The 21800-nt window shown below is 41.3% G+C and carries 20 protein-coding genes and 1 tRNA gene; 15 read left to right on the top strand and 6 right to left on the bottom strand.

Annotated elements, in window-relative coordinates; translation table 11 throughout:
* Positions 1-28 precede the first annotated feature (28 nt).
* The 5 genes from F957_RS18980 to F957_RS18960 all read left to right on the top strand — a co-directional run bounded on the left by F957_RS18980 (position 29) and on the right by F957_RS18960 (position 6290).
* Positions 29-1030 (top strand): T6SS immunity protein Tli4 family protein, encoded by a 1002-nt coding sequence (locus tag F957_RS18980; protein ID WP_016542959.1) that lies wholly within the window; start codon positions 29-31, stop codon positions 1028-1030.
* 105 nt (positions 1031-1135) lie between these two features.
* Positions 1136-2137 carry a T6SS immunity protein Tli4 family protein gene (locus F957_RS18975; protein ID WP_016660106.1) on the top strand — a complete coding sequence of 334 codons (1002 nt, stop codon included), beginning with the start codon at positions 1136-1138 and terminating at the stop codon, positions 2135-2137.
* Between the two features lie 8 nt (positions 2138-2145).
* Positions 2146-4008 (top strand): lipase family alpha/beta hydrolase, encoded by a 1863-nt coding sequence (locus tag F957_RS18970; protein ID WP_016660107.1) that lies wholly within the window; start codon positions 2146-2148, stop codon positions 4006-4008.
* Between the two features lie 1014 nt (positions 4009-5022).
* The gene (locus F957_RS18965; protein ID WP_016660108.1) at positions 5023-5223 is read left to right on the top strand and encodes a hypothetical protein; all 201 of its coding nucleotides are present in this window, start codon (positions 5023-5025) and stop codon (positions 5221-5223) included.
* A 65-nt stretch (positions 5224-5288) separates the two neighbouring features.
* Positions 5289-6290: a T6SS immunity protein Tli4 family protein gene (locus tag F957_RS18960; RefSeq protein WP_016542956.1), complete on the top strand. Its 1002-nt coding sequence runs from the start codon at positions 5289-5291 to the stop codon at positions 6288-6290.
* Between the two features lie 53 nt (positions 6291-6343).
* Here F957_RS18960 and F957_RS18955 read toward each other — a convergent pair.
* Positions 6344-6433, bottom strand: a tRNA-Ser gene (locus tag F957_RS18955).
* Positions 6434-6558: 125 nt separating this feature from the next.
* Between F957_RS18955 and F957_RS18950 the strand changes: the two genes are divergently transcribed.
* The 3 genes from F957_RS18950 to F957_RS18940 all read left to right on the top strand — a co-directional run bounded on the left by F957_RS18950 (position 6559) and on the right by F957_RS18940 (position 9981).
* Positions 6559-8439 (top strand): potassium transporter Kup, encoded by a 1881-nt coding sequence (locus tag F957_RS18950; RefSeq protein ID WP_016542955.1) that lies wholly within the window; start codon positions 6559-6561, stop codon positions 8437-8439.
* A gap of 157 nt (positions 8440-8596) precedes the next feature.
* The gene (locus F957_RS18945) at positions 8597-9670 is read left to right on the top strand and encodes a DNA/RNA non-specific endonuclease (protein WP_016542954.1); all 1074 of its coding nucleotides are present in this window, start codon (positions 8597-8599) and stop codon (positions 9668-9670) included.
* Between the two features lie 68 nt (positions 9671-9738).
* A complete protein-coding gene (locus F957_RS18940) occupies positions 9739-9981 on the top strand; it encodes a hypothetical protein (protein WP_016542953.1) in 243 nt (80 codons plus the stop codon).
* Positions 9982-10028: 47 nt separating this feature from the next.
* On the opposite strand, the gene aqpZ is transcribed toward F957_RS18940, so the two are convergent.
* Complete coding sequence (gene aqpZ / locus F957_RS18935; protein ID WP_016542952.1) at positions 10029-10718, bottom strand: aquaporin Z; 690 nt, start codon at positions 10716-10718, stop codon at positions 10029-10031.
* Positions 10719-10893: 175 nt separating this feature from the next.
* The gene (locus tag F957_RS18930) at positions 10894-11901 is read right to left on the bottom strand and encodes an AraC family transcriptional regulator (RefSeq protein ID WP_016542951.1); all 1008 of its coding nucleotides are present in this window, start codon (positions 11899-11901) and stop codon (positions 10894-10896) included.
* Between the two features lie 115 nt (positions 11902-12016).
* On the opposite strand from F957_RS18930, the gene F957_RS18925 reads away from it, so the two are divergent.
* Positions 12017-12670 (top strand): sterol desaturase family protein, encoded by a 654-nt coding sequence (locus F957_RS18925; RefSeq protein ID WP_016542950.1) that lies wholly within the window; start codon positions 12017-12019, stop codon positions 12668-12670.
* A gap of 300 nt (positions 12671-12970) precedes the next feature.
* Here the strand turns inward: F957_RS18925 and hisF are convergent, their stop codons facing one another.
* On the bottom strand, positions 12971-13729 hold the full coding sequence (gene hisF, locus F957_RS18920) for an imidazole glycerol phosphate synthase subunit HisF (protein ID WP_004657307.1): 759 nt from the start codon (positions 13727-13729) through the stop codon (positions 12971-12973).
* 101 nt (positions 13730-13830) lie between these two features.
* Between hisF and F957_RS18915 the strand changes: the two genes are divergently transcribed.
* The 3 genes from F957_RS18915 to F957_RS18905 are packed head-to-tail and all read left to right on the top strand — an operon-like array spanning position 13831 to position 15836.
* On the top strand, positions 13831-14781 hold the full coding sequence (locus F957_RS18915; protein WP_016542949.1) for a homoserine kinase: 951 nt from the start codon (positions 13831-13833) through the stop codon (positions 14779-14781).
* 9 nt (positions 14782-14790) lie between these two features.
* Positions 14791-15408: a DUF1294 domain-containing protein gene (locus tag F957_RS18910; protein ID WP_016542948.1), complete on the top strand. Its 618-nt coding sequence runs from the start codon at positions 14791-14793 to the stop codon at positions 15406-15408.
* A gap of 32 nt (positions 15409-15440) precedes the next feature.
* Positions 15441-15836: a DUF4870 family protein gene (locus F957_RS18905; protein WP_016542947.1), complete on the top strand. Its 396-nt coding sequence runs from the start codon at positions 15441-15443 to the stop codon at positions 15834-15836.
* A gap of 30 nt (positions 15837-15866) precedes the next feature.
* On the opposite strand, the gene F957_RS18900 is transcribed toward F957_RS18905, so the two are convergent.
* Positions 15867-17267 carry an LLM class flavin-dependent oxidoreductase gene (locus F957_RS18900; RefSeq protein WP_016542946.1) on the bottom strand — a complete coding sequence of 467 codons (1401 nt, stop codon included), beginning with the start codon at positions 17265-17267 and terminating at the stop codon, positions 15867-15869.
* Between the two features lie 355 nt (positions 17268-17622).
* Here F957_RS18900 and F957_RS18895 point away from each other — a divergent pair, with 355 nt between their 5' ends.
* Together F957_RS18895 and F957_RS18890 are read left to right on the top strand one after the other, a co-directional pair.
* On the top strand, positions 17623-18873 hold the full coding sequence (locus F957_RS18895) for an SfnB family sulfur acquisition oxidoreductase (RefSeq protein ID WP_016542945.1): 1251 nt from the start codon (positions 17623-17625) through the stop codon (positions 18871-18873).
* Positions 18874-18885: 12 nt separating this feature from the next.
* Entirely contained in the window at positions 18886-20145 is a 1260-nt protein-coding gene (locus F957_RS18890) for an acyl-CoA dehydrogenase family protein (RefSeq protein WP_016542944.1), read from the top strand.
* 58 nt (positions 20146-20203) lie between these two features.
* Here F957_RS18890 and F957_RS18885 read toward each other — a convergent pair whose 3' ends face one another.
* Positions 20204-21046 (bottom strand): DMT family transporter, encoded by an 843-nt coding sequence (locus F957_RS18885; RefSeq protein WP_378319710.1) that lies wholly within the window; start codon positions 21044-21046, stop codon positions 20204-20206.
* A 159-nt stretch (positions 21047-21205) separates the two neighbouring features.
* On the opposite strand from F957_RS18885, the gene F957_RS18880 reads away from it, so the two are divergent.
* Positions 21206-21757 (top strand): helix-turn-helix domain-containing protein, encoded by a 552-nt coding sequence (locus tag F957_RS18880; protein ID WP_016660111.1) that lies wholly within the window; start codon positions 21206-21208, stop codon positions 21755-21757.
* The last annotated feature ends 43 nt before the right edge of the window (positions 21758-21800 follow it).

The following is a 21800-nucleotide window of genomic DNA, read 5'->3' on the forward strand; positions in this document are numbered from 1 at the left end:
GCCGTGATCACACTATTAGGATATATTGATGAATAAAATATATGCCTGTCTATTCTTAACTACATATGTATTCAGTGCTGGCTGTGCATCTACAAAAGCAGAAATTAAAAATAATGCAAAGGACAGGGTGGATTTAGAAACAACCAAAAGTTATTGCATTGGGCGTTATACCGTAGAGATTCCTGCTGAGGCTAACCCTTTACCTCGATATGATAAGTTTGATTCATTTAATATTAAAGTTGTCGATAATGCGACACGTCAAGATTTTGATGCGGCTATTCAAAAGGTGAGAAAAGAATATTCTGAAGATGATTGGTCTATCACTGATGATCCTCAAGTTCAAAAAGTTGAGGGGCGAATTGTAAAGGTTATTAAAGGTAAAAAATCTAAAGATAAGGGACATCCTTTCACAGTTTTTGGTTTTGTACTCGATAAAAGGACTTTATTTTTAATAGAAGGGATGCACAGTGATACGCCGAAATGGACAGCCGAGAGTAATGAGGCTATTCAGAATTTAGTTAAAAATTTACGTTATCGTAATGAACATGAGATTCCAAAAGAAGCAGGACAATGCATTTATCAAGGATTTATTAAAGATGAAACGAAACAGTACCGTTATAGTATTCAAAAACTTGGCTTCAGATTTAAAGATTACCCAACGGTAGTATTGCGTTTTGAGGCAGAAAGTAATGATGAAAATGTATTGGCTATGATTCCAAGGATAGAGAAAAGATTAAAAGAAGTTGGACAAAGTCAGCGTCAAATTGACAAAGATAATATTCGGAAAGGTGAAAAAAATACGAGCTATTTAGATGGGCAAGAGTGGATTTCGGTTGAAAAAATGAAAGGTCGGAATGGCCTGAGCGCCTTATGGGAACATACTGGCAGTGCTAATAACAACCAAGACCCATTGATTAGTTTTGAAGTGGATACGGCACATTCACCTTCTGGTAATGAAACTAGTAGTATGGCGCAGGGTGAAGCGTTAAAACTATATGAGTCTATTTTAAAAACCATTCGTAAATTCTGAGAATAACCATGTCAATAAACGTAATAGGATCATTTAAAACCGAGTTGCTAGAGGCACTTAGCAATGTAATGGCTCAGGCTGTAATTACACTATTAGGATATGTTGATGAATAAAATATATGCTTCTCTATTATTAACTGCATGTGTATTCAGTGCTGGCTGTATATCTGCAAAATCGAACATAGAAAATACTGGAAATAATATGATAAATTTAGAAAAAACAAAAACCTATTGCGTTGGTCGCTATACCGTAGAAATTCCTGCTGAGGCCAATCCTTTAAATCGCTATGATCAATACGACTCATTTATTATTAAAGTCAAAGAAAATGCGACACGTCAAGATTTTGATGCGGCTATTCAAAAAGTAAGTAAAGAATACTCCGAGGGCAGAAGTAAAATCTTCGAGGATTTCCAAGAGCAAAAAGTTGAAGGCCGAATTACTAAAATTATGAAAGGAAAATTAGCAGACAAAAAAATTGTTCCATTTGATGTTTTTGGTTTTGTACTCGATAAAAAGACTTTGTTTTTAATAGAAGGTGGGCATAGTGATCTACCTGAGTGGACCGAAAAAAGTAATGAGGCTATACAGCATCTCGTTAAAAATTTACGCTATCGTCCAGAACATGAAATCCCCACAGAAAATGGTCAATGTATTTATCAAGGTTTTATCAAAGATAATGATCAAAAATTTAGACACAGTAAACAAAAAATGGGTTTTGATTTTAAAGATTATCCGAGTGTCGTATTACGTTTTGATAGTGAGACCAACTCAAGAGAAACCGCAGCCCTTATTCCAAGGATTGAAAGTAAGTTAAGCCAAGCAGGACAAAGTCAGCGTCAAATAAATAAAGACAATATTCGAAAAGGTGAAAAAAATACGAGCTATTTAAATGGGCAAGAATGGATTTCGGTCGAGAAAATGAAAGGTCGGAATGGCCTGAGTGCCTTATGGGAACATACGGGCACAGCACGTAATAATAAAGACCCCTTAATTGGGCTAGAGGTAGATACTTCATATTCATCATTTGGAAATCAGACCAGTAGTTTAGCGCAGGGTGAAGCCTTAAAACTATATGAGTCTATTTTAAAAACCATTCGTAAATTCTGAGAATAATAATGTCAAATAATGTACATAACCATGAGGCGTATGAAACCCTTCATCAGTCTGGAAAAACTTCCTACGTTTCACAGACCACCCCCAATAGTGTTAATACCGAATGTGAAATCCCAGCACCAGTCAAATATGTGGTGCCAATTATTTTTATTCCAGGGATTATGGGGTCTAATATCAAGGATAGCAATAAAAAGAGAGTTTGGTATCCTGGCATTTCGACTTTAATTGAATACAGTAAAAGAGATGCAAAGGAACGACAAATTGATTTAAACCCAAAAACAACTGAGGTTGGTTATGATGGTGATATTAAAATAAATAAAAAGAAAGCGCCGCATATCACTGAAGAAATTGCCAGAGCACGGGGTTGGGGGTCAGTGATTCCAATAGGCTATGCCAAAGTGTTAATTTATTTAGAAAGCCAGCTCAATAATCCCTTTAAGCCCCTAAAAGAGCAACAAAAAGATAAATTTAACGGTACAACTGAATGGGAGAAAATCGTCCAACCAGGCAATAAGGAAACTAAAAAAATACTCAAAAACTGGTCAAGTAGTAAAGTGGTTGAATTACTTAGTTTAGAACAGCATGAAGAACTAGCCGATTATGTTTTTCCTGTATTTGCCTGTGGTTATAATTGGCTGGATACCAATATGAATTCTGCGGACAAAGTTGCTGATCGAATGAATAATGAGGTTATGGCACAAATCAAAAGAGAATATCCGACAGCTAAATTTAAGCAATTTATTGTAGTGACACACTCTATGGGTGGGTTGGTCACTCGTGCCTTAATTCAAAATGACAAGGTCAAAGATAAAATTGCAGGCGTAGTGCATGGTGTCATGCCTGCGAGTGGTGCGCCAGCTGTGTATCAAAGACTTACAGTAGGTTGGGATGGTTGGAAAGCATCAACTGGATTAGTGAACAGTATTAAGGCTTGGGCGACCAAGTTTATGTTTGGAGATACATCTGAGCGGCTTACTGCAACCTTAGCCAGTGCGCCTGGTGGTTTAGAGCTATTGCCATTTGCCAATTACTCCAATGCTGTGGATTTTCCTCAAAATCCAAAAGCTTGGATGTTAATTAAAGCCAAAACACCCGCGGGTGAAATTACTGCATCATTACCGCAAACAGCTGACCCATATACTGAAATCTATCAAAGGAAAGACAGTTGGTGGGCAATGATGAATCCTGACTTTATTGACCCTGCTGGATTGTTAAAACAAGAAGCCAATGAAAAAGGATATGAAAGCACTTTTGATATTTATGCAAAGAACATTGAAATAGTTGTAAAATTACATGACCATATTAAAGATTCATATCATCCCAATACCTATGCACATTATGGATCAGATACAGAGCATCAATCGTTTGGGCAAGTGGTTTGGCGTTGTAAAGAAGTGCTCAATATTCGTTCTGAAGCTGAGCTGATTGAGCTAATGAGCTTGTATGGTAAGAAAAATTTGGTTGGACTACCAAATATTAAAGATCGAAGCAATGCAACAGAGAGCGATGAAACCAATCTGCTAGAAGATGAGATGAATTTAGCAATAGATGGTTCTAAAACACATAACTTAAATGCAAATGCATATAAAGAGGATGGTGTTAGAGAAATTTTATTAGATGAAAAATCAAATATTTCAAAAACCAATAAAGCCACATTTTATTTAGATTTAAAACCAACCTCCCAAGGCGATGGTACGGTTTGTTATCAATCGGGACAGGATGTGCGGGCGAGTACAAGAACTCCAAAAGAGACATTTGTGATTAATGGTTATGAGCATTCTGGAAGCTACGATAATGCACATGTTCAATTAAATACAATATATTGTATTGCGAATATAGTCGATTCCATTAAGAAGGACTGTTAGATTTTAAAAATTTAAATTAGATCGAGTAAGTATCTTACTTGGTCTAATTTAGATGGAATTTTTAAATCAGAATATTTTATTGCCTTAAACTCGATAGAAACTATCAAGGAAGGATTGGCATCCAGTAATAAAAAATGGTATAGAAATAAAAAATAATTTGATTAAAATTGTTTTATTCATAGCATATACTTCCTGTATTGATTTTAATACTATAAGTGAAGTAAAGCCTTAGAACAATAGAGTTAACAAAAAGTAGCATAGATGCAATATGTTCGATATATTTTTAGTTAAAAATATAGGATGTTTAAATTAATTTAACCTTGTTGGATTTTATTTTTAAGGAACTTTGTTGCACGAAGATTTAGAAGTTAATACTTCCCCAAGCAACTCAAATTTAAGACATAACTTGGCTATGAGGTCTGCCTAATTTGGTAAATTCCTTCTAGGTTTGCCTGACAATTTTTCCATATTGACCTTCCTAAATGCTTAACTGCCTGAAGCAGATCATTGTGGAGTGGTACGTAAGAAACAGGACTGACTGGTATATTACGAAAAGGAATGGGTGGTCAGTTTATCCCGTCATTTGTACAATGGAAGGCTGTTAGACATATTTGTTATGACTTATTGGGATGCAGCTTAATTTATTTGGCTACATTTTTACTATTTTCACTTTAATGAGAATAAGCAGCTCATTGTATTTAAAATTTTTGATCGAAATAATGAATTAGACAGGTTGATTTGTGTGTAAATAAAGGATTTAAATCATGAAAAAGACAGATTTTATGAAAATAGCTTGTCTGTTGGCTATCATTTTTCTGAGTGGATGCCAAACTTTAATTCGAGATATCTGGGGAGTTTAATAATTTAAAGTGATTTCCAAAAATGACCAAACTTGATGGTCAGGTGAGTTATAAAAAAATCAATGATCATTATATGTAGGGTTGATTTTTAATATTAAATTATAGGTGTTCGCTAGGGGTAAATTAATTTATTTTTGAGAGGATTTGAAAAGTTATGTTGAGTGCTGCAAATATTAGCCATGGAATAATGGTAGCTATTGTTATGCTCATTAGTATCGTATTTTTAATCGGTGCTGGTATATCAGCTTTGTGCAGAATGAAAAGCAAAAAAAATAAGTCAGAGACAAACGATATGATTATTCTTATGGTTACTCTGTTAGGTGTTGCTGGGTTACTGTTTTCATGTGCGGGGTAGCGAATTGATATTCAGATGTTATTAATTTTATAAACTCAATGATGACCGTGAAGGCTGTAATCGATATGAATTTGAAGTATCCATTAATTTTTATCAAATTGAGCATTCTACTGTTAAGTTCAGGTTGTTCTTATGCTGATAATTCACAAGATGAACAGTCAATGTTCAAAGTAGAACAGATGCAAAGCTGGTGTTTAGGGCGATATACTTTTAAAATTCCAAAAGAGTCATTACTGATTGGTGGCATGGATAAATACAACTCTTTTACGATTAAAAGTGAATTGAACGCTAGTGATGAGGCCCTAAGAAATGCTTATGCTGAACAGTTAAAAAAGTATTCTAATAAAAATATGAAAGTCATTGAAGATAAAGCAGAAATAAAAAATGGAAATAAAATTATAAAGATATTTAAAGCAAAATATGGGAAAGATAGTCGTGGAGCAAATGATGTGTTTGCCTGGGTTTTAGATCGAGGAACACTTTTTTCAATCACAGGAACATATTCACTAAAATACAAGGATCTAAGTGATGAGGCTCTAAATAATTTAGTGAATCATATTTCATTTAGAAATAATACCAATCTGCCAAAGCAAGCAGGAGTTTGTATCAATAACGGTTTTATTACGGACTCTGGTGATCCTTACAGAAATAGTGTTCATTCGTTTGGACTCGAATTGAAGCAATATCCTTCCCTCCGAATCTTTTTAGAAACGGAAGCCCTTGCTCGCGCTACTTCTGATTTAATCACTCGGACGAACTATAACCTTAAAAAAGAAGGTTTCTTGGCAAAGACAAATATCAAAACTATTCGTAAAGGGGCTAAAGCTCAAATTTCGGGAGATAGATTAGAGGGATTTGAATGGGTTATTAAAACGCCAATAATTGAAAGAGATGGTGTGTTGGCGACATGGGAGTATTTAGGTACACCAAGATTAGCAACAGATCCTCTTATTCAATTGGAGATCGATACTGGTTATGATCGAAATAATATCCAGACAGTAAGTATGAATGAAACAGAATCAATTCAGCTGTATGAAGCCATATTAAATACAATCAAAAAGTTTTAATAATCATTTATATATGCAGTTATTGATGTATGGGTTTTATGAATAAAAAATTCTGGCGGTGAGAGAGGGATTCGAACCCTCGATACGCGCAAACGTATACACACTTTCCAGGCGTGCTCCTTCAGCCACTCGGACACCTCACCAAGGTGTGCGATAGTACCCAAAAAAATGCACGCTGCCAAGTTGTAGCCGAACAGATTTGCAGAAAAACTTTTTGGCTAATGATAATATTGCGCCATATAACGTTCTATTTTGAAGACAACATCATATGCAAAGTACTGCAAAAAAAGCCGCATTGCCCGCGGTGACGCTGGCAGCATTAGGGGTGGTATTTGGAGACATTGGGACCAGTCCGCTCTATGCAATACGGCAATGCTTTGTCACAGGACATGTTGATATCAGTGAAGCGAGTATTCTTGGTATTCTTTCTCTGATCTTCTGGTGTATGAACCTGACCATCAGTTTTAAGTATGTTTCAATGATCATGCGTGCGGACAACAATGGCGAAGGCGGGATCATGTCACTGCTCGCACTGAATCTGCGCTCCTCCGTTTTTAGCAATAAAAATAAAATCTTTCTGATTGCATTGGGCTTTATCGGCGCATCACTGTTTTTTGGTGACGGGATCATTACCCCAGCAATTTCAGTCCTGTCTGCGATTGAAGGTTTGAGTCTGGTGACACCTGCTTTAGATCGCTGGCTGGTTCCGATTGCTTTGGGTATTCTCACGGCATTATTTATGGTGCAGCGGCATGGTACTGCCACCATGGGGAAATTCTTTGGCCCAATTACACTGTTATGGTTTGCTTCGATTGGTCTGATTGGTCTCTGGAGCATTATCCAGACCCCGTATGTATTGATGATGGTCAATCCGTATTGGGCATTCCATTTTGTCTTTGATCAACCGACAGTTGCCTTTATCACTATGGGTGCGGTGATTCTGACCATGACTGGCGGTGAGGCGCTGTATGCCGATATGGGACATTTTGGACGCTTGCCGATTAAATTGGCGTGGTTCTTGGTGGTACTGCCATGCTTACTTTTAAACTATGCAGGACAAGGCGCATTACTATTACGTGATGCTAAAGCTATTGAAAACCCGTTCTATTTGCTGGTTCCTGATTGGGCTTTATTCCCGATGATTGGCTTGGCGACGGCAGCAGCCGTGATTGCATCTCAAGCGGTGATCACAGGTGTATTTTCGATGGCCAATCAAGCCATTCAATTACGTTATTTACCACGCTTAACCGTGCACCATACCTCGGATGTGGAACAAGGGCAGATCTATTTGCCATTCATTAACTGGGTGTTGTTTATCTCGGTGGTGATCCTGATTCTACTGTTTGAAAGCAGTGCCGAGTTGGCCAGTGCTTATGGTGTTGCGGTGACCATGACCATGCTCTGCGGAACCATTCTAATTTCGACTTTGGCCTATGGCGTATGGCGTTGGCCATTGTGGAAAGTGGCTTTATTTGCGGTACCGTTCCTGATCATTGACTTAATTTTTGTCGGTTCAACCTCATTAAAAATCTTGTCGGGCGGTTGGGTGCCGATCTTGATTGGTGTGGTGGTGTATACCATTTTAATGACGTGGAAACGTGGTCGCGAAATCGTTTATACCCGTATGGAAACCAATGCCTTGCCAATTGAACTGTTTATCAAGAGCATTGGCATGAGCAAAGAAACCCATTTTGTGCCAGGTGAAGCGATTTTCTTAACAGGAACCCCAAACATTGTGCCGCATGCGATGTTACACAACATCAAGCACAATAAAGTGCTGCATGAGCGTAATGTCATGGTCACGGTCTATACCCAAGATATTCCCTATGTGGCAGATGAGGATCGCTTAAAAGTTGAAAAACTGGATGAGCATTTTTATCGTATCTATATTTATTATGGCTTTAAAGATCAGCCGAATGTACCGAATGCATTAGAACAAGCTTATAAGGAGCTTGGTTTTGAATTCGATATGATGCAAATGAGCTTCTTTATTTCACGTGATCGTATTGTGCATACCGTGGGCGATGGCATGTCGCCGTGGCGTGAAAAGTTATTTATCTCGATGCAGCGTAATACCAGTCCTGTCAGTGACTTCTATCAGATTCCAACCAACCGTGTGGTGGAGTTGGGTAGTCAGATCGAAATTTAATAACACTATAGAAAAAGGCACTTTCGAGTGCCTTTTTTATTGTCTGTTGCCTGAGTGTACAGATTTGCGACATAAAATGTCGCTCTGGGCTGAAACTCAATATACACAGGGCTTTTGAGTTGTTAAGCTGCGCGTTCATATTGATTTTGATGTAGTTATGGCAAAGAGACCAACCCGAAAGAGTAAAAGCCCATTTGCTTTTTTGAGCCAAAATGTTGGAAAAATGATGTTGGCACTGGTCGCAACAGGGAGTTTTGCGATCGCATTTGGCAGTGAAAAAATTTCCAAGTTCATCCCATTTCAATCTAGTAATACGGGATGTTTAAAACAGTTTTATCGTGATGTTCCGCCTTTACTCAGCAAAGACAGTCTGAAAAAAGACAGCTATGCACTGTGTTTTAATGATTTTAATGTGATGTACTCAGGTATTTCCAAGACCCCATTATGGACGGCAGAATATCTGACCCCAGAACGCTTAAGCGTCAAAATTAAACGGGAAGATAATTTCCACGAGGAAACACGAGTAAAGCCCGCTCATCGTGCTTTATTGTCAGACTATCGTGGTTCTGGCTATGACCGTGGTCATATGGCACCGAATGGTGATATGAATAATACGGCGGCACAGTATGACAGCTTCTCACTGGCCAATATGGTGCCACAAGCGCCGAAGAATAATCAGGAAGTGTGGCGTAAATTAGAAGAAGCGGTACGCTCGATGGTGACCAAACAGCATAAAGATGCCTATGTGCTGACGGGTCCTGTGTTTGAAGGCAAACGCCTGAAAACCATTGGCAGTGGTGTGATTGTACCAACTGCAGTGTACAAAGCGGTGTATTTACCCAAGCAAGGGATTATAGGGGCGTATTATGCACCGAATAATAATTCTCAGCAGGTCAAAGTGGTCAGTGTTTGCTATTTGGAAGAGAAACTGGGCATTAATTTATTTCCACAGTTGACCGAGCAGCAGAAACGTAACGTCTATCAGCTGCCTGTTTCTGCGCAGCAAGTGAAGCCGAATAAAGACATTAGCTATTTGCATTGGGATGGTCAGAGTCAATGTGCTGAAGATGCTAAAACCGATGCGATTCAAGCTCAGCAACGTGAGTTTAGTTCACAACCGACCAATGCCACTGAAAGTAAATTCCCGCAAATTGATGAAGAGACCAAGCAAGCCTTGATCAATCAATTGGTGAATGCTTTGGTGCAGTATTTCTTACAAATCTTGCGATAAGTACGGCTTGCAAAGTCAGTCTGCTTGGCCCATGTTGTGGTATAGATAACAACAATGAGAGGGAAACGATGTTTAAGCCTTTTGAACAGGGTGATGAGTCTTCAGCAATTTATGATCTGACCTTGGAAAATCAGGTCGATTGCGTGAGTTTATATGGCAATTTGCAGATTACCAAAGATCAATCAGGCCTTAAAACCGCAAAGGCATTGCAAAGCTTTATCAATGATGTGGTTGCGGCATTGGAGAAGGGTGATTTGCCTGAGCAGATTGAACGAAAACCTGAGCAGGATATTGAAAATCCATTCCTATAAATAAAAAAAACAGCCGTTGCAGGCTGTTTTTTTATGCAAGGTGAGCTTTAGTTTTTCTCGCTACCCACCACTTTATAGATCACTGCACCAATGATGGCACCGATGATTGGCGCAACCCAGAATAACCAAAGTTGGCTGATTGCTGCTGTTTCCGCAAATAACGCAACCGCAGTACTACGAGCAGGGTTTACTGAGGTATTGGTGACTGGAATACTGATCAAGTGGATTAACGTTAAAGCTAAACCAATTGCGATTGGTGCAAAGCCCGCAGGCGCGCGACGATCTGTCGCGCCCATGATCACAATCAAGAAGAACGCAGTTAAAACCACTTCAATCAAGAACGCTGAAGCAACTGAGAAATGGTTTGGAGAAAGTTCGCCATAGCCATTAGTTGCGAAGCCGCCTGTACCTGCAAAGCCTGCTTGACCTTGTACAATGATGTACAGCACGAATGCTGCAAGCGCACCACCAATCACTTGAGACACGATATAAGGAACTAAGTCTTTTGAATCAAAACGTCCACCGACCCATAAACCGACACTGACAGCAGGGTTAAAGTGACCACCCGAAATATGACCAAACGCATAAGCGCCAGTTAATACGGTTAAACCAAACGCAAGTGCAACGCCTAAAAAACCAATGCCAAGTTCTGGGTATGCAGCTGCAAGCACAGCACTACCACAACCACCAAAAACAAGCCAAAAGGTCCCGAGAAATTCTGCTAAATATTTGTTCATTGTTATCACCACATCAGTTATAAAAAATAAAAAAACAAGCATCCAAAATTTATTATGGATATGTTTAACCCTCGTGAAAAAATTGTGAACCAATTCACATAGGTATATAGGCTCTTATATAAAACGAGTGAAAAAAACGATCAGTTGCGAAACCGTTAGTTCATGAGTGTTTTTATTACGAATTGTAAGTTATGTTGTTGTTTCGCCACTGTTGCGGGGTTTGCCCCGTCCAAATCTTAAAAGCCCGTTGAAAAGCACTTTGTTCAGAATAACAGAGCAGTAGCGCAATTTCTTGCAAACTCAGATGAGGGTCTTTTAAATATTCGGTCGCTAGCATAAAACGAACCTGCTGTACCCGTTCTTGAAACGTGGTGTCTTGTTGTTGTAAATGGCGCTGTAATTGACGCACGGAAAGACCCAGTTTCTCGGCGATAAAATCGATCTGATATTGGTTCTTTTGTAGACCAGTCAAAATGGCATGTTGTAGCCGTTGATCGAGTTGGGTCGAATTGGGTAATTGATCCAGCAAGGCGTGGGCTTGCTGTAACAACAACTGTTGCAGCGTATGATCACCTGTTCGCAGAGGTTTAAAAGCTTCACTGACAGGGATCAGGAGTTGGGTTTTAGGCTGTTCAAAACGGACTTTACAATGGAAATACTGCTCATAAATGCTGATATTTTTAGGTGCAGCATTGACGAAATGCACTTCATGCAGATGAATGGTGTCACCCGACATAAACAGTTTAAGAAACTGCACCATCAAGGCAATCGCGATTTCATCGGTCAATTGGGTCGGATGTGGTTCAGGTGCTTCCCAGCGGATAGAGCCATAAGGTTGACTAAACTCGACCACCAGCGGGCTGCCATCATAAATTAAGCGATGAAAATCATGATAACGCGCCAAAGCTTCACCAAGATTTTCACAGGACAGGGCCAGATAGGCAATGATCCCCAAATGTTTGGGTTGTACATATTCTGCGATTTCTAAGCCTAAACCAATTTTGGGATGGCGTTGATTCAGGTCTTCAAGTAAGTCACGCCAAATCACATAATCAAAGCGTTCCTGATTTTGAATTTTTTGTAATTGTTCAGGAATTTCAATGTTTTTTGCCTCGCAGTAGGCTTTTAATAAATGCCCCAAACCGCCAAAAACTGAGCCAGTATAGTTCTTGAGTTGAGACATCCTGTCCACCTCTGATCTTGTCGTGTTTTGTCAATATAAATATATCGTATCGTCAATACTTCGCCTACAAAAATTTATATCTTGAATAAAAATAAGGAAACATTTGGAGAAAACCATGATTAAGGGTTTTATTGCAGGTTTAGCGGTTGCCAATGCATTTGAATGGTTTGCACATAAATACATTTTGCATGGGGTACATCGTCCGGGGCAGCCACGTTATAGCCCCGTGCCGAAAAGCATGGAATCACACTGGGCACACCATCGGGAAGTGCGTAAGCAGGAATTTTCAGATGATTGCTATGTTGAGGGCGTGGAGCATTGGCGTACCCGCAACGAAATCATGTCATTGGCTGTGGTGGCTGGCGTTGCCAGTGTGGCGTTTTACCCAATCTCAAAAGGCATGTCTTTAGCGGCACTATATAGTGCGGGTAACTATTATTATGTGCATCGTCGTGCACATTTAGAGCCTGATTGGGCAAAACGAACCATTCCTTGGCATTATGATCACCATATGAATTCCAACCAAGATGCCAACTGGTGTGTAACGCGTCCGTGGTTTGATTATGTGATGGGTACCCGAGTGGTCTCTTCTGCGGATCTCAAAGAAGCCAATCCTTTAGGTATTCCATTGCCAGCCGCATTGTCTAAAGCACTGACTCAAGCGGTGGAAGCGGTATTCCCGGTGAAGTGGGTCGAGCAGAAACCCAAATTGGTGGCATCGCCTGCAAAGCCAACCGAGGCCGAAGCAAAACAAGAATCGGTGGCTTAAACTGAATAGATGTTGGGGAGTAAGCTTTTTATTGACAAATCATGACATCAAGCCTGAGGTTTTGTCGTGAATTGTCAATAAAATTGGTTTTTAATGTCAATATCTTTGTGTATTTTCTCGCTAATTTAGCTCAAGCATTTTAAGTGCTCAGAATTTGTTCAAAATAACGAGATGATGCTTACCCTCTAGCGTTGTATAACGCAGTTTCCATACCTTGCTCAGCAAGGTATTTTTTTGTCCATATATCACTATTTTTAAATAAAAAAACCTCTTCTGCGAGAGGTTTTTTATCGTAAAGAATTAGAGGCGCATCTCAATGCCTTGTGCGGCAAGATACTGTTTTGCCTCTGGAATGGTGTGTTGACCAAAGTGGAAAATAGAAGCAGCCAGTACTGCATCTGCACCACCTTTTAAGATACCATCGGCCAAATGTTGTAAATTACCGACACCACCCGAAGCAATGGTCGGGATATTGACGCGATCATTAATTTGACGCATCAAGGCAATGTCATAACCTGCTTTAGTACCATCGGCATCCATACTGGTAATTAACAATTCACCTGCACCGAAGTCGGCCATTTTCACCGCCCATTCAATCGCATCGATGCCTGTTGGCTTACGACCGCCGTGGGTAAAAATTTCCCATTTGTTCTCGCCCGTTTTTTTGGCATCAATTGCGACCACGATACATTGTGCGCCAAAGCGTTGTGAGGCTTCTTGGACAAACTCAGGGGTAAAGACCGCAGCTGAGTTGATACTGACTTTGTCCGCACCTGCATTCAACAATAAACGAATATCTTCAACTTTACGAACCCCACCACCGACAGTTAGGGGGACAAAAACGCTTTCTGCCATACGTTCTACAGTACGGTAAGTGGTGTCGCGTCCATGATGGGTAGCAGTAATATCTAAAAAGGTAATTTCATCGGCACCTTGTTCGTTATAACGACGCGCCACTTCAACAGGGTCGCCTGCGTCACGAATATCAAGGAATTGAACGCCTTTGACGACTCGACCATTATCAACATCTAAGCAAGGGATAATACGTTTTGCGAGCATAAAATTTTCCAAAAAATCGCCAATAAAGAAAGGGGTGCTACACCTTCATGGAGGGAACAGGTATTCTATCAAACTTCACAGCTATTTTTTGCAGGTTTTCCATGTCGGTTTATACCCCGTTGAGTTTAGAAGAAGTTCAAGCCTTTGCTGAGCCTTATGGTTTAGCGGTGATTGACCTGATTCCAATCCAAGGCGGTATTCAAAACACCAATTATTTTTTGGTGGATCAATTACAGAAACACTATGTTTTGACGGTTTTTGAAGAATTGGATGCTGAAGGTGCAGGTGAGCTGGTGCCTGTATTAGATTGTTTGGGTGAGGCAGGTGTGCCTGTGGCAGTGCCTTTAAAGCATAGTGGGCAGGCCATTCATACTATTGCCGATAAGCCTGCACAAATTGCACCGCGCTTGATGGGTGAGCATCCTGAAGACGCCAGCATTATCCAAATTCAGGCGATTGCCCAAGCACAGGCAAAATTGCATTTAGCCTTACAAGGCTTTCCTTTAGAACGTGATTTCAACCGTAATCATCAATATTGGTCAGATGTCGCTGAGCAACTTAAACCAGAAATGAATGCGCAAGATCAGGCGCTATTGGCACAGGTGTTCCAGCAGTTTGCGGCAATTACCCAGCAGCATCCAGATCGTCCGACGGGCTTTATTCATTCAGATTTATTCAGAGATAACACCTTGTTTGAAGGTGATCACTTGCAAGGTATCCTTGATTTTTATGAATTGAATCAAGATGAATGGTTGTTTGATATTGCGATCAGTATCAATGACTTTTGTACTGCTTATCCTCAAGCGCATTTAGATCAAGCCAAGGCCGATGCCTTTCTTGCAGCATATCAAAGCGTTCGTCTACTGACTGCAGATGAGTTGGCTTGTTTAAACATTTTCTTGGCAATGGCGGCGTGCCGTTTCTGGAGTATGCGTTTACAAGTGGCGCAGAAAAATGCTGAGCAAGGGCGTACTGGGGATGATATTTTGCAAAAAGATCCGCTGGAAATGCGCATGATGTTACAAGACCGTCTACAACGAATCACAGCTTAGGAAACAGACATGCGAGATCAAGGTCGTTTAGTTGAATGGTTTGATGATAAGGGTTATGGCTTTATCCAACCCAATGACACCACAAAAGAGCGTGTTTTTATTCATATTAAAGACTTTGCTCGCACCGGGCCAAGACCCTTGGTCGGCTGTGCCTTGGAATATGTGGTGATTCTGGATGAGCGCGGTCGTTATCGCGCTCAACAGGCGACGTATTTGAAAGCATCGCAGGTGATTGAGCATCGTGCTCGTCCGAGTCAGCCTAAGCCGTCGAAACGCTGGTCTGCGATGCAGATTGGTATTGTGATTTATATTGTATTCATGGTGATTGCAAGTTTGAGCAAATTATTGCCACCTTACACTTTTCTGTTCGTGAGCTTGATGAATGTGCTGAGCTATTGGCTTTACGCGCAAGATAAAGAGGCGGCACAATTGGGCAATCGACGCATCCCAGAACAGACTTTACATATTGTGGACGCTTTGGGTGGATGGTGCGGTGGTTGGCTTGCTCAGCAAAAACTGAGACATAAAACACAAAAACAACCGTTTGGTAAGATTTATTTCTGTACCATAGTCTTCCATATATTATTGATATGTTGGTTAATTTCTCCACTCAATGTGTTTTATTGATCGGGGAGCTTTGTTTCTGGAGATAAATAAAAATGAATTATTCCGTTGATCAAGACCCAAACCGTACTTTAACTTTGGTGTTATATGTACTTTATATTATTGCAATTTTTACTGGTGGTCTATTGGCAATCATTGCCTTGATCATCAACTATGTCAAACGCAGTGATGTAAAAGGCTCGATTTTTGAAAGTCACTTTACTTGGCAAATCCGCACCTTCTGGTGGTATTTGGCGTGGAATATTATTGCCTTTATTCCGTTCTCACTCTTGTTCTTTACTGGCGATAATGGGACGGCCTTTGCAGGCGTTGCAGTTTCCGCAACCACCTTTGCCTTTGCGGTGATTTTTGGGGCATGGGTGTGGATCGTGTATCGCGCCATCCGTGGCTTAATTGCTTTAAATGACAATAAACCGATGTATCAAGACTAATATTGATCAGAACTCGCTTGGGTCGTGAACCTAAGCGAGTTCTATCGTGTTGTTGATTTTCGCTGCTGAATGATAGCGATAGTTTGCCCCGCGGTGCGGTTCGGTCAGCAAAGGGCCTTGGCCAAATAGCTTCTCTCGTAATGTCCCTTTAGTATATTCAGTTGCATAGACACCGCGTTGTTGTAGCTCAGGCACCAAATACTCCACCACATCCTCAAAAGTCTGATGCGCCAAAATATAGGCCAAGTTAAAGCCGTCAATATCGGTTTCTTCGGTCCATGCTTGGAGTTGATCAGCCACAGTGGCAGCAGCACCCACCAAGATTGGGCCATTGCCGCCAATACTGGTAAATTTCGCAATCTCTTCAATGGTCCAGATCCGATTTGGATCTGCTTTGACATAAGAGTCGAGCATGGATTGAATCGCATCGGTATGAATATATTCCACTTTGTCTTCGGCATGAAATTGTGAAAAATCAACGCCAGACCAGCCTGATGCTAAAGTTAAGCCGCCGTGATAGCTGGCGTAGCTTTGATAGTCTTTAAATTTTGCTTGGGCCTTGGCATCGCTTTCATCCACCACGATGGACAGCATGGTGTAGATTAAAATCGAATGGGGGTCTTTGCCTTGTTCAATCAGTTTGGAACGAATACCTTGCACTAGCTTTTTCACGGCTGCTTTGGTCGGTGCCGAAATAAACACACATTCTGCATTTTGGCTGGCAAATAATTGTCCGCGACTGGATGCACCTGCTTGATAGAGTACGGGGGTACGTTGTGGTGACGGCTCACAAATATGAATACCCGGAACACTGAAATATTGACCTTGATGATTGATCGGATGGACTTTGCGATGGTCTGCAAAAATCCCTCGTTCTTTATCACGTAACACGGCATCTTGTTCCCAAGAACCTTCCCAGAGTTTGTAAAGCACTTCGAGATATTCATCGGCGATGTCATAACGTTGATCATGGCTGACTTGAGTTTTAAGACCTAAGTTTTTTGAGCCACTTTCAAGATAGGAGGTGACAATATTCCAACCGATACGGCCTTTGGTCAAGTGATCCAAAGTACTCATACGCCGCGCAAAGGGATAAGGGTGTTCAAAAGAAATCGAGGTAGTGAGACCGAAACCTAGATGTTCGGTCACTGCCGCCATAGCTGGTACGATTTGCAAGGGATCGTTGACGGGAACTTGCACGGCACCTGTGAGCGCATGTTCTGCGGATTGATGGTAAACATCATAAATGCCTAAAACATCGGCAATAAATACCCCATCAAACTTGCCACGCTCTAAAATCTTGGCTAAATCGGTCCAATATTCGAGGTCTTTATATTCAGTCGAGCGATCTAGTGGATGACGCCATAAGCCTGGCGATTGATGCGCAATACAGTTCATTTCAAAGGCATTAAATCTAATTTTCTTGGTCATATCGCTCTATCGTATATCAATCGTTTTTGTTGATATTAATGAATAATGCTCGTATTGATTAATCATAAAAAAATAAATCTTTATCATAAATGTATTTAACGGGGTTTTGGACTGTGGTTTGAATGGTTATTTTTGATTGAATTCAAAATATTATTTAATTTTTACTTGAGTGCGATGTATTGAGGTGTGGTGTCGTTATTTTGAGTTTTTCTTTTGATTTTAAATGGTTTTTTAGTTATTTATTGATGGTTTTTGGGTTATTTAAAATAAAACGATTAGTTTCTATATTTAATTTATAAATAGGCAATAAAAATAATGCTAGTTTATTTTGGAGTTGAGAAAGTGAGTATTTATAATGACCTCAAAAATAGAAATAAAACTGGAAGATGCACAGAGTATTCCACAAGATTTTTATCTGAATAATGCACCAGCACATGTGATTGCTTCAGATCAAGAAGCCATTGCTGTGGCGCATCGCGTAGCGGCTGCTTTTGCCAAAGAGGCAGCGAAGCGTGATCATGAGCGTAAGTTACCCTTGCAAGAAATCCAGCAATATTCTGCCTCGGGTCTGTGGGGGATCAATATTCCGAAACAGTTCGGGGGTGCAGGGGTGAGTTATAAAACTCTAGCTGAGGTGGTGACCATCATTTCTAGTGCAGATTCATCTTTAGGGCAAATTGCCCAAAATCATTGGGCCTTTCTAGAACATATCCGCTTAGATGCTTCACTTGAACAGCAGCAGTTCTTCTTCGATCAAGTGCTGCAAGGCAAGCGTTTAGGCAATGCATTCTCTGAAAAAAACTCGAAAACCGTCGCAGATTTGACCACCAAAATTGAATTTCATGATGATTATGCGGTGATTAGTGGTCAGAAATTTTTTGCCACAGGCGCATTATTGGCACATTGGATTCCTGTAGTTGCTGTGAGTGACGATGGCAAAGTATTTGCCGCACTGGTACCACAACATAGCCCAGGTTTGACCATTGTAAATGACTGGAGCAGTTTTGGTCAGCGCACTACAGCCAGTGGCAGCGTACAGCTCGATCAGGTCCGAGTCGATTTGAAATACGTTGTTCCGATTCATCAGGCATTTGAACGCCCAACCGCAGCAGGTGCAATTTCACAAATTATTCAATCCGCTGTTGATGCAGGGATTGCACGTGGGGCCATTGAGGAAACTATCCGTTATGTGCGTGAGCATGCCCGTCCTTGGATTGACTCCGGTTTGGAGTTTGCCAGCCAAGACCCCTATACCATTAGTAATATTGGCGAACTGAAAATTAAACAGCGTGCAGCCGAGGCGGTTTTAGCTTTGGCAGGTGAGGCGATTGATCGTGCTTTGGCCAATCCGACTGAAGACACTGTCGCTGAGGCGACCTTACTCACGGCTGAATCGAAAGTGCTGACCACGGAAATTGCATTGTTGGCGGCCAATAAATTATTTGAGTTGTCGGGTACGCGTTCAACCCTATCGGAGTTGAATCTGGATCGGCATTGGCGTAATGCACGAACCCATACCCTACATGATCCCGTGCGTTGGAAGTTCAATCTGGTGGGTAATTATTATCTGAATGGTGTGGCACTGCCACGTCATGCGTGGAGCTAAGAGGGCGTTATTATGACAAGTCAAAGCAATCAAAATCTTGCCTTGGGTGCACATTATGAACAGGTGGCGGCGAAGTTCCGTCCGATTTTCCAACGCATTGCAGAAGGTGCTTTAGCACGGGAAAAAAACCGAGCATTGCCCTATGAACCGATTCAATGGTTAAAACAGGCAGGCTTTGGTGCGGTACGAGTGCCAGTCGCTTTTGGTGGTGATGGTGTTTCACAAAAGCAATTGTTTCAGTTGTTGATTGAGCTTGCTCAGGCAGATTCCAATGTGGTTCAGGCCTTACGGGGGCATTTTGCTTTTGTCGAAGACCGTTTAAATGCCCAAAAAACGGAACCTCAGACCTTATGGTTCGAACGCTTTGTCCGTGGAGAGATTGTGGGTAATGCATGGACGGAAATTGGTCAAGTTGAAATCGGTGATGTGGCGACCCGTGTCACGGCAGCACCAGATGGAAAACTCCGTGTGAATGGTCAGAAGTATTATTCCACAGGTACCATATTCGCTGACTGGATTGATCTCTTCGCTTTGGATGAAACCACCAATCAGCATGTGATTGCTGCGGTGTCCACGCAAGCAGAAGGCATTGATGTTGTGGATGATTGGGATGGCTTTGGGCAAAAAACCACGGGCAGCGGCACACTGAGCTTAAGCAATGTGGAGATTGCCCGAGATCATATTCTGGTGTTTGAACACCGCTTTAAATATCAAACAGCCTTTTATCAAGTGGTTCATCTAGCCACTCTGGCGGGTATTGCACAAAGTGCAGTAGAAACTTTTAAGCAGGAAGTGCGCCAGCGAACCCGAATCTATAGTCATGGCAATGCCAGTCTGGTACGTGACGATGCTCAAATCCTACAAGTGATTGGCAAAGCGTCTGCACAGGCTTATGCGGCGCAAACGATTGCACTGGGTACTGCTGAAGCCCTAGATGCTGCGTATTTACAACATTTTCAGAATGATGAACAGGCTGAACTGGAGGCTAATGAGCGTGCTGAATTAGTATCAGCACAGGGGCAAGTGGTGATTGCGGAGTTGGTCTTGAATTTGAGTACCGAATTGTTTAATGCCTTGGGGGCATCGGCCAGTAGTACTGACAAGCAATTAGACCGTTTTTGGCGCAATGCCCGTGTGGTCGCCTCACACAATCCATTAGTCTATAAACAGAAAGTGATTGGTGATTGGGAAGTGAATCAGGCGCGATTGCCTTATGTCTGGCAGATTGGCAAGAGCCCTGTTGCTGCGGAGCAAAAACAAATCCCTGCTTAGGAGGCCCAGTGCACAACAGTTTTTCTTTCTATAAAACCAGTTGTGCACGTTTCTATATTTATTTATTTTCTGGCAGTTGTTTCTTCGCAAAAAATTTAAATTTTAGTTCGCTAACGAGAATACCAAGCACAACCAATAAGCCACCCAATAAGGCCAATAAAGTTAAGCGTTCTCCTGCAATACGACCGATTACACCTGCCCATACTGGTTCACCAGCATATATAATCGCAGCACGGGTTGGGTCCACCATGCGTTGTGCCCAGTTCATCACAAACTGAATCAAAGCGCTGGCCAGACCTAAAGCCACAGCAATAATCAACAAGCCCCATGAGAAATTGGGAATGCTGTGTTCGCCAACCATGGGCATACTGGCAAAAGAGAGTAATGATGCGACCGCCAATTGAATCACGGTGACCCGTCTCAAATTAACTTTCCCAGCAAAATAACCAATCAGGATAATTTCTAAAGCAACAGCAAAAGCACAGATCAAGGTAAGTACTTGGCCATAACTGAAGCTAATATTTGAAAAACCATTACCCGTTAAAAAGATCAAGCCTATAAAGGCCAACGCTGTGCCGACCCATGTCATCAAAGATGGTCTTTTTTGGAAGATCACCCACATCAAAATGGGGACGAGAGGGACATAAAGCGCGGTTAGAAAAGCAGATTCACTGCTCAGAATCGTTTGGAGTCCAATGGTTTGCGTGCCATAACCAATGGCAATCAGAACGCCTATCGCTGTGCCTGCCATGGTCTCTTTGAAGGTTAGACCACGCATCGATTTCATTGAAATCAAGAAAATCGCCAAGGTCGCAACGGCAAAACGACAACCCACGAAAAACATTGGCGTACTAAAGTTCAGTGCATATTGCACCGCTAAAAAGGTGCCACCCCAAATCATGGTAATCACAATAAGTGCAAATTGTGCGGCTTTAGGTGATTGCGATAAAGCAGTCAAGACATCGCTCCAGGTAGATATAGTGCAATATACTGCACATATTGCATTGCTTTATACTATTGTGCAATATATTGCTCATATTTTTATTTGTTGTGATTGTCGATGAGTCATTCAGAGGTGGTATTGGAGTATGTCGGACAAAATATCCGCCTTTTCCGAACGGAACGTCAATTGAGTCAGCAGGAGTTGGCAGATCAAGCTGGCGTTAGTCGCCGTACCATTGCAGCCTTAGAAACTGGGCAAGTCAATATTAGTTTGGCCAAGTTGGATGCGATTGCAACAGCTTTGGCCGTGGACTTTAAAAGATTGGTCAGTGCGTCGGACTTAAATGAATCTGCAATTGTGAATAGCTTGGCTTGGCAAGGGCAGTTTCCTGAAAGTCGGGCAACTTTGCTCGCAGCTGTACCTACGCATGCGCAGGTGGAATTATGGAACTGGACTTTAGCAGTTGGAGAGGTGTATCAGGCGGAAGCGGATCAAAAAGGCTGGCAAGAATTGATTTATGTCTTAGAGGGAGAATTAACGCTTTCGTTTGAACAGGAAAATCGAGTACTTCAGGCAGGCGAATCGATTTTATTTGAGAGTTCTGTCAATTATCGTTATCTCAATCAAGGAAGTAGCACCGTTCGCTTTATCCGAAACGTGATTTATTAATACTCAAAACGTGCTTAAGTTTGATTGCTTAAGCACGTTTAGC

It is taken from the genome of Acinetobacter gyllenbergii CIP 110306 = MTCC 11365, from assembly GCF_000413855.1.
Taxonomy (GTDB): Bacteria; Pseudomonadota; Gammaproteobacteria; order Pseudomonadales; family Moraxellaceae; genus Acinetobacter; species Acinetobacter gyllenbergii.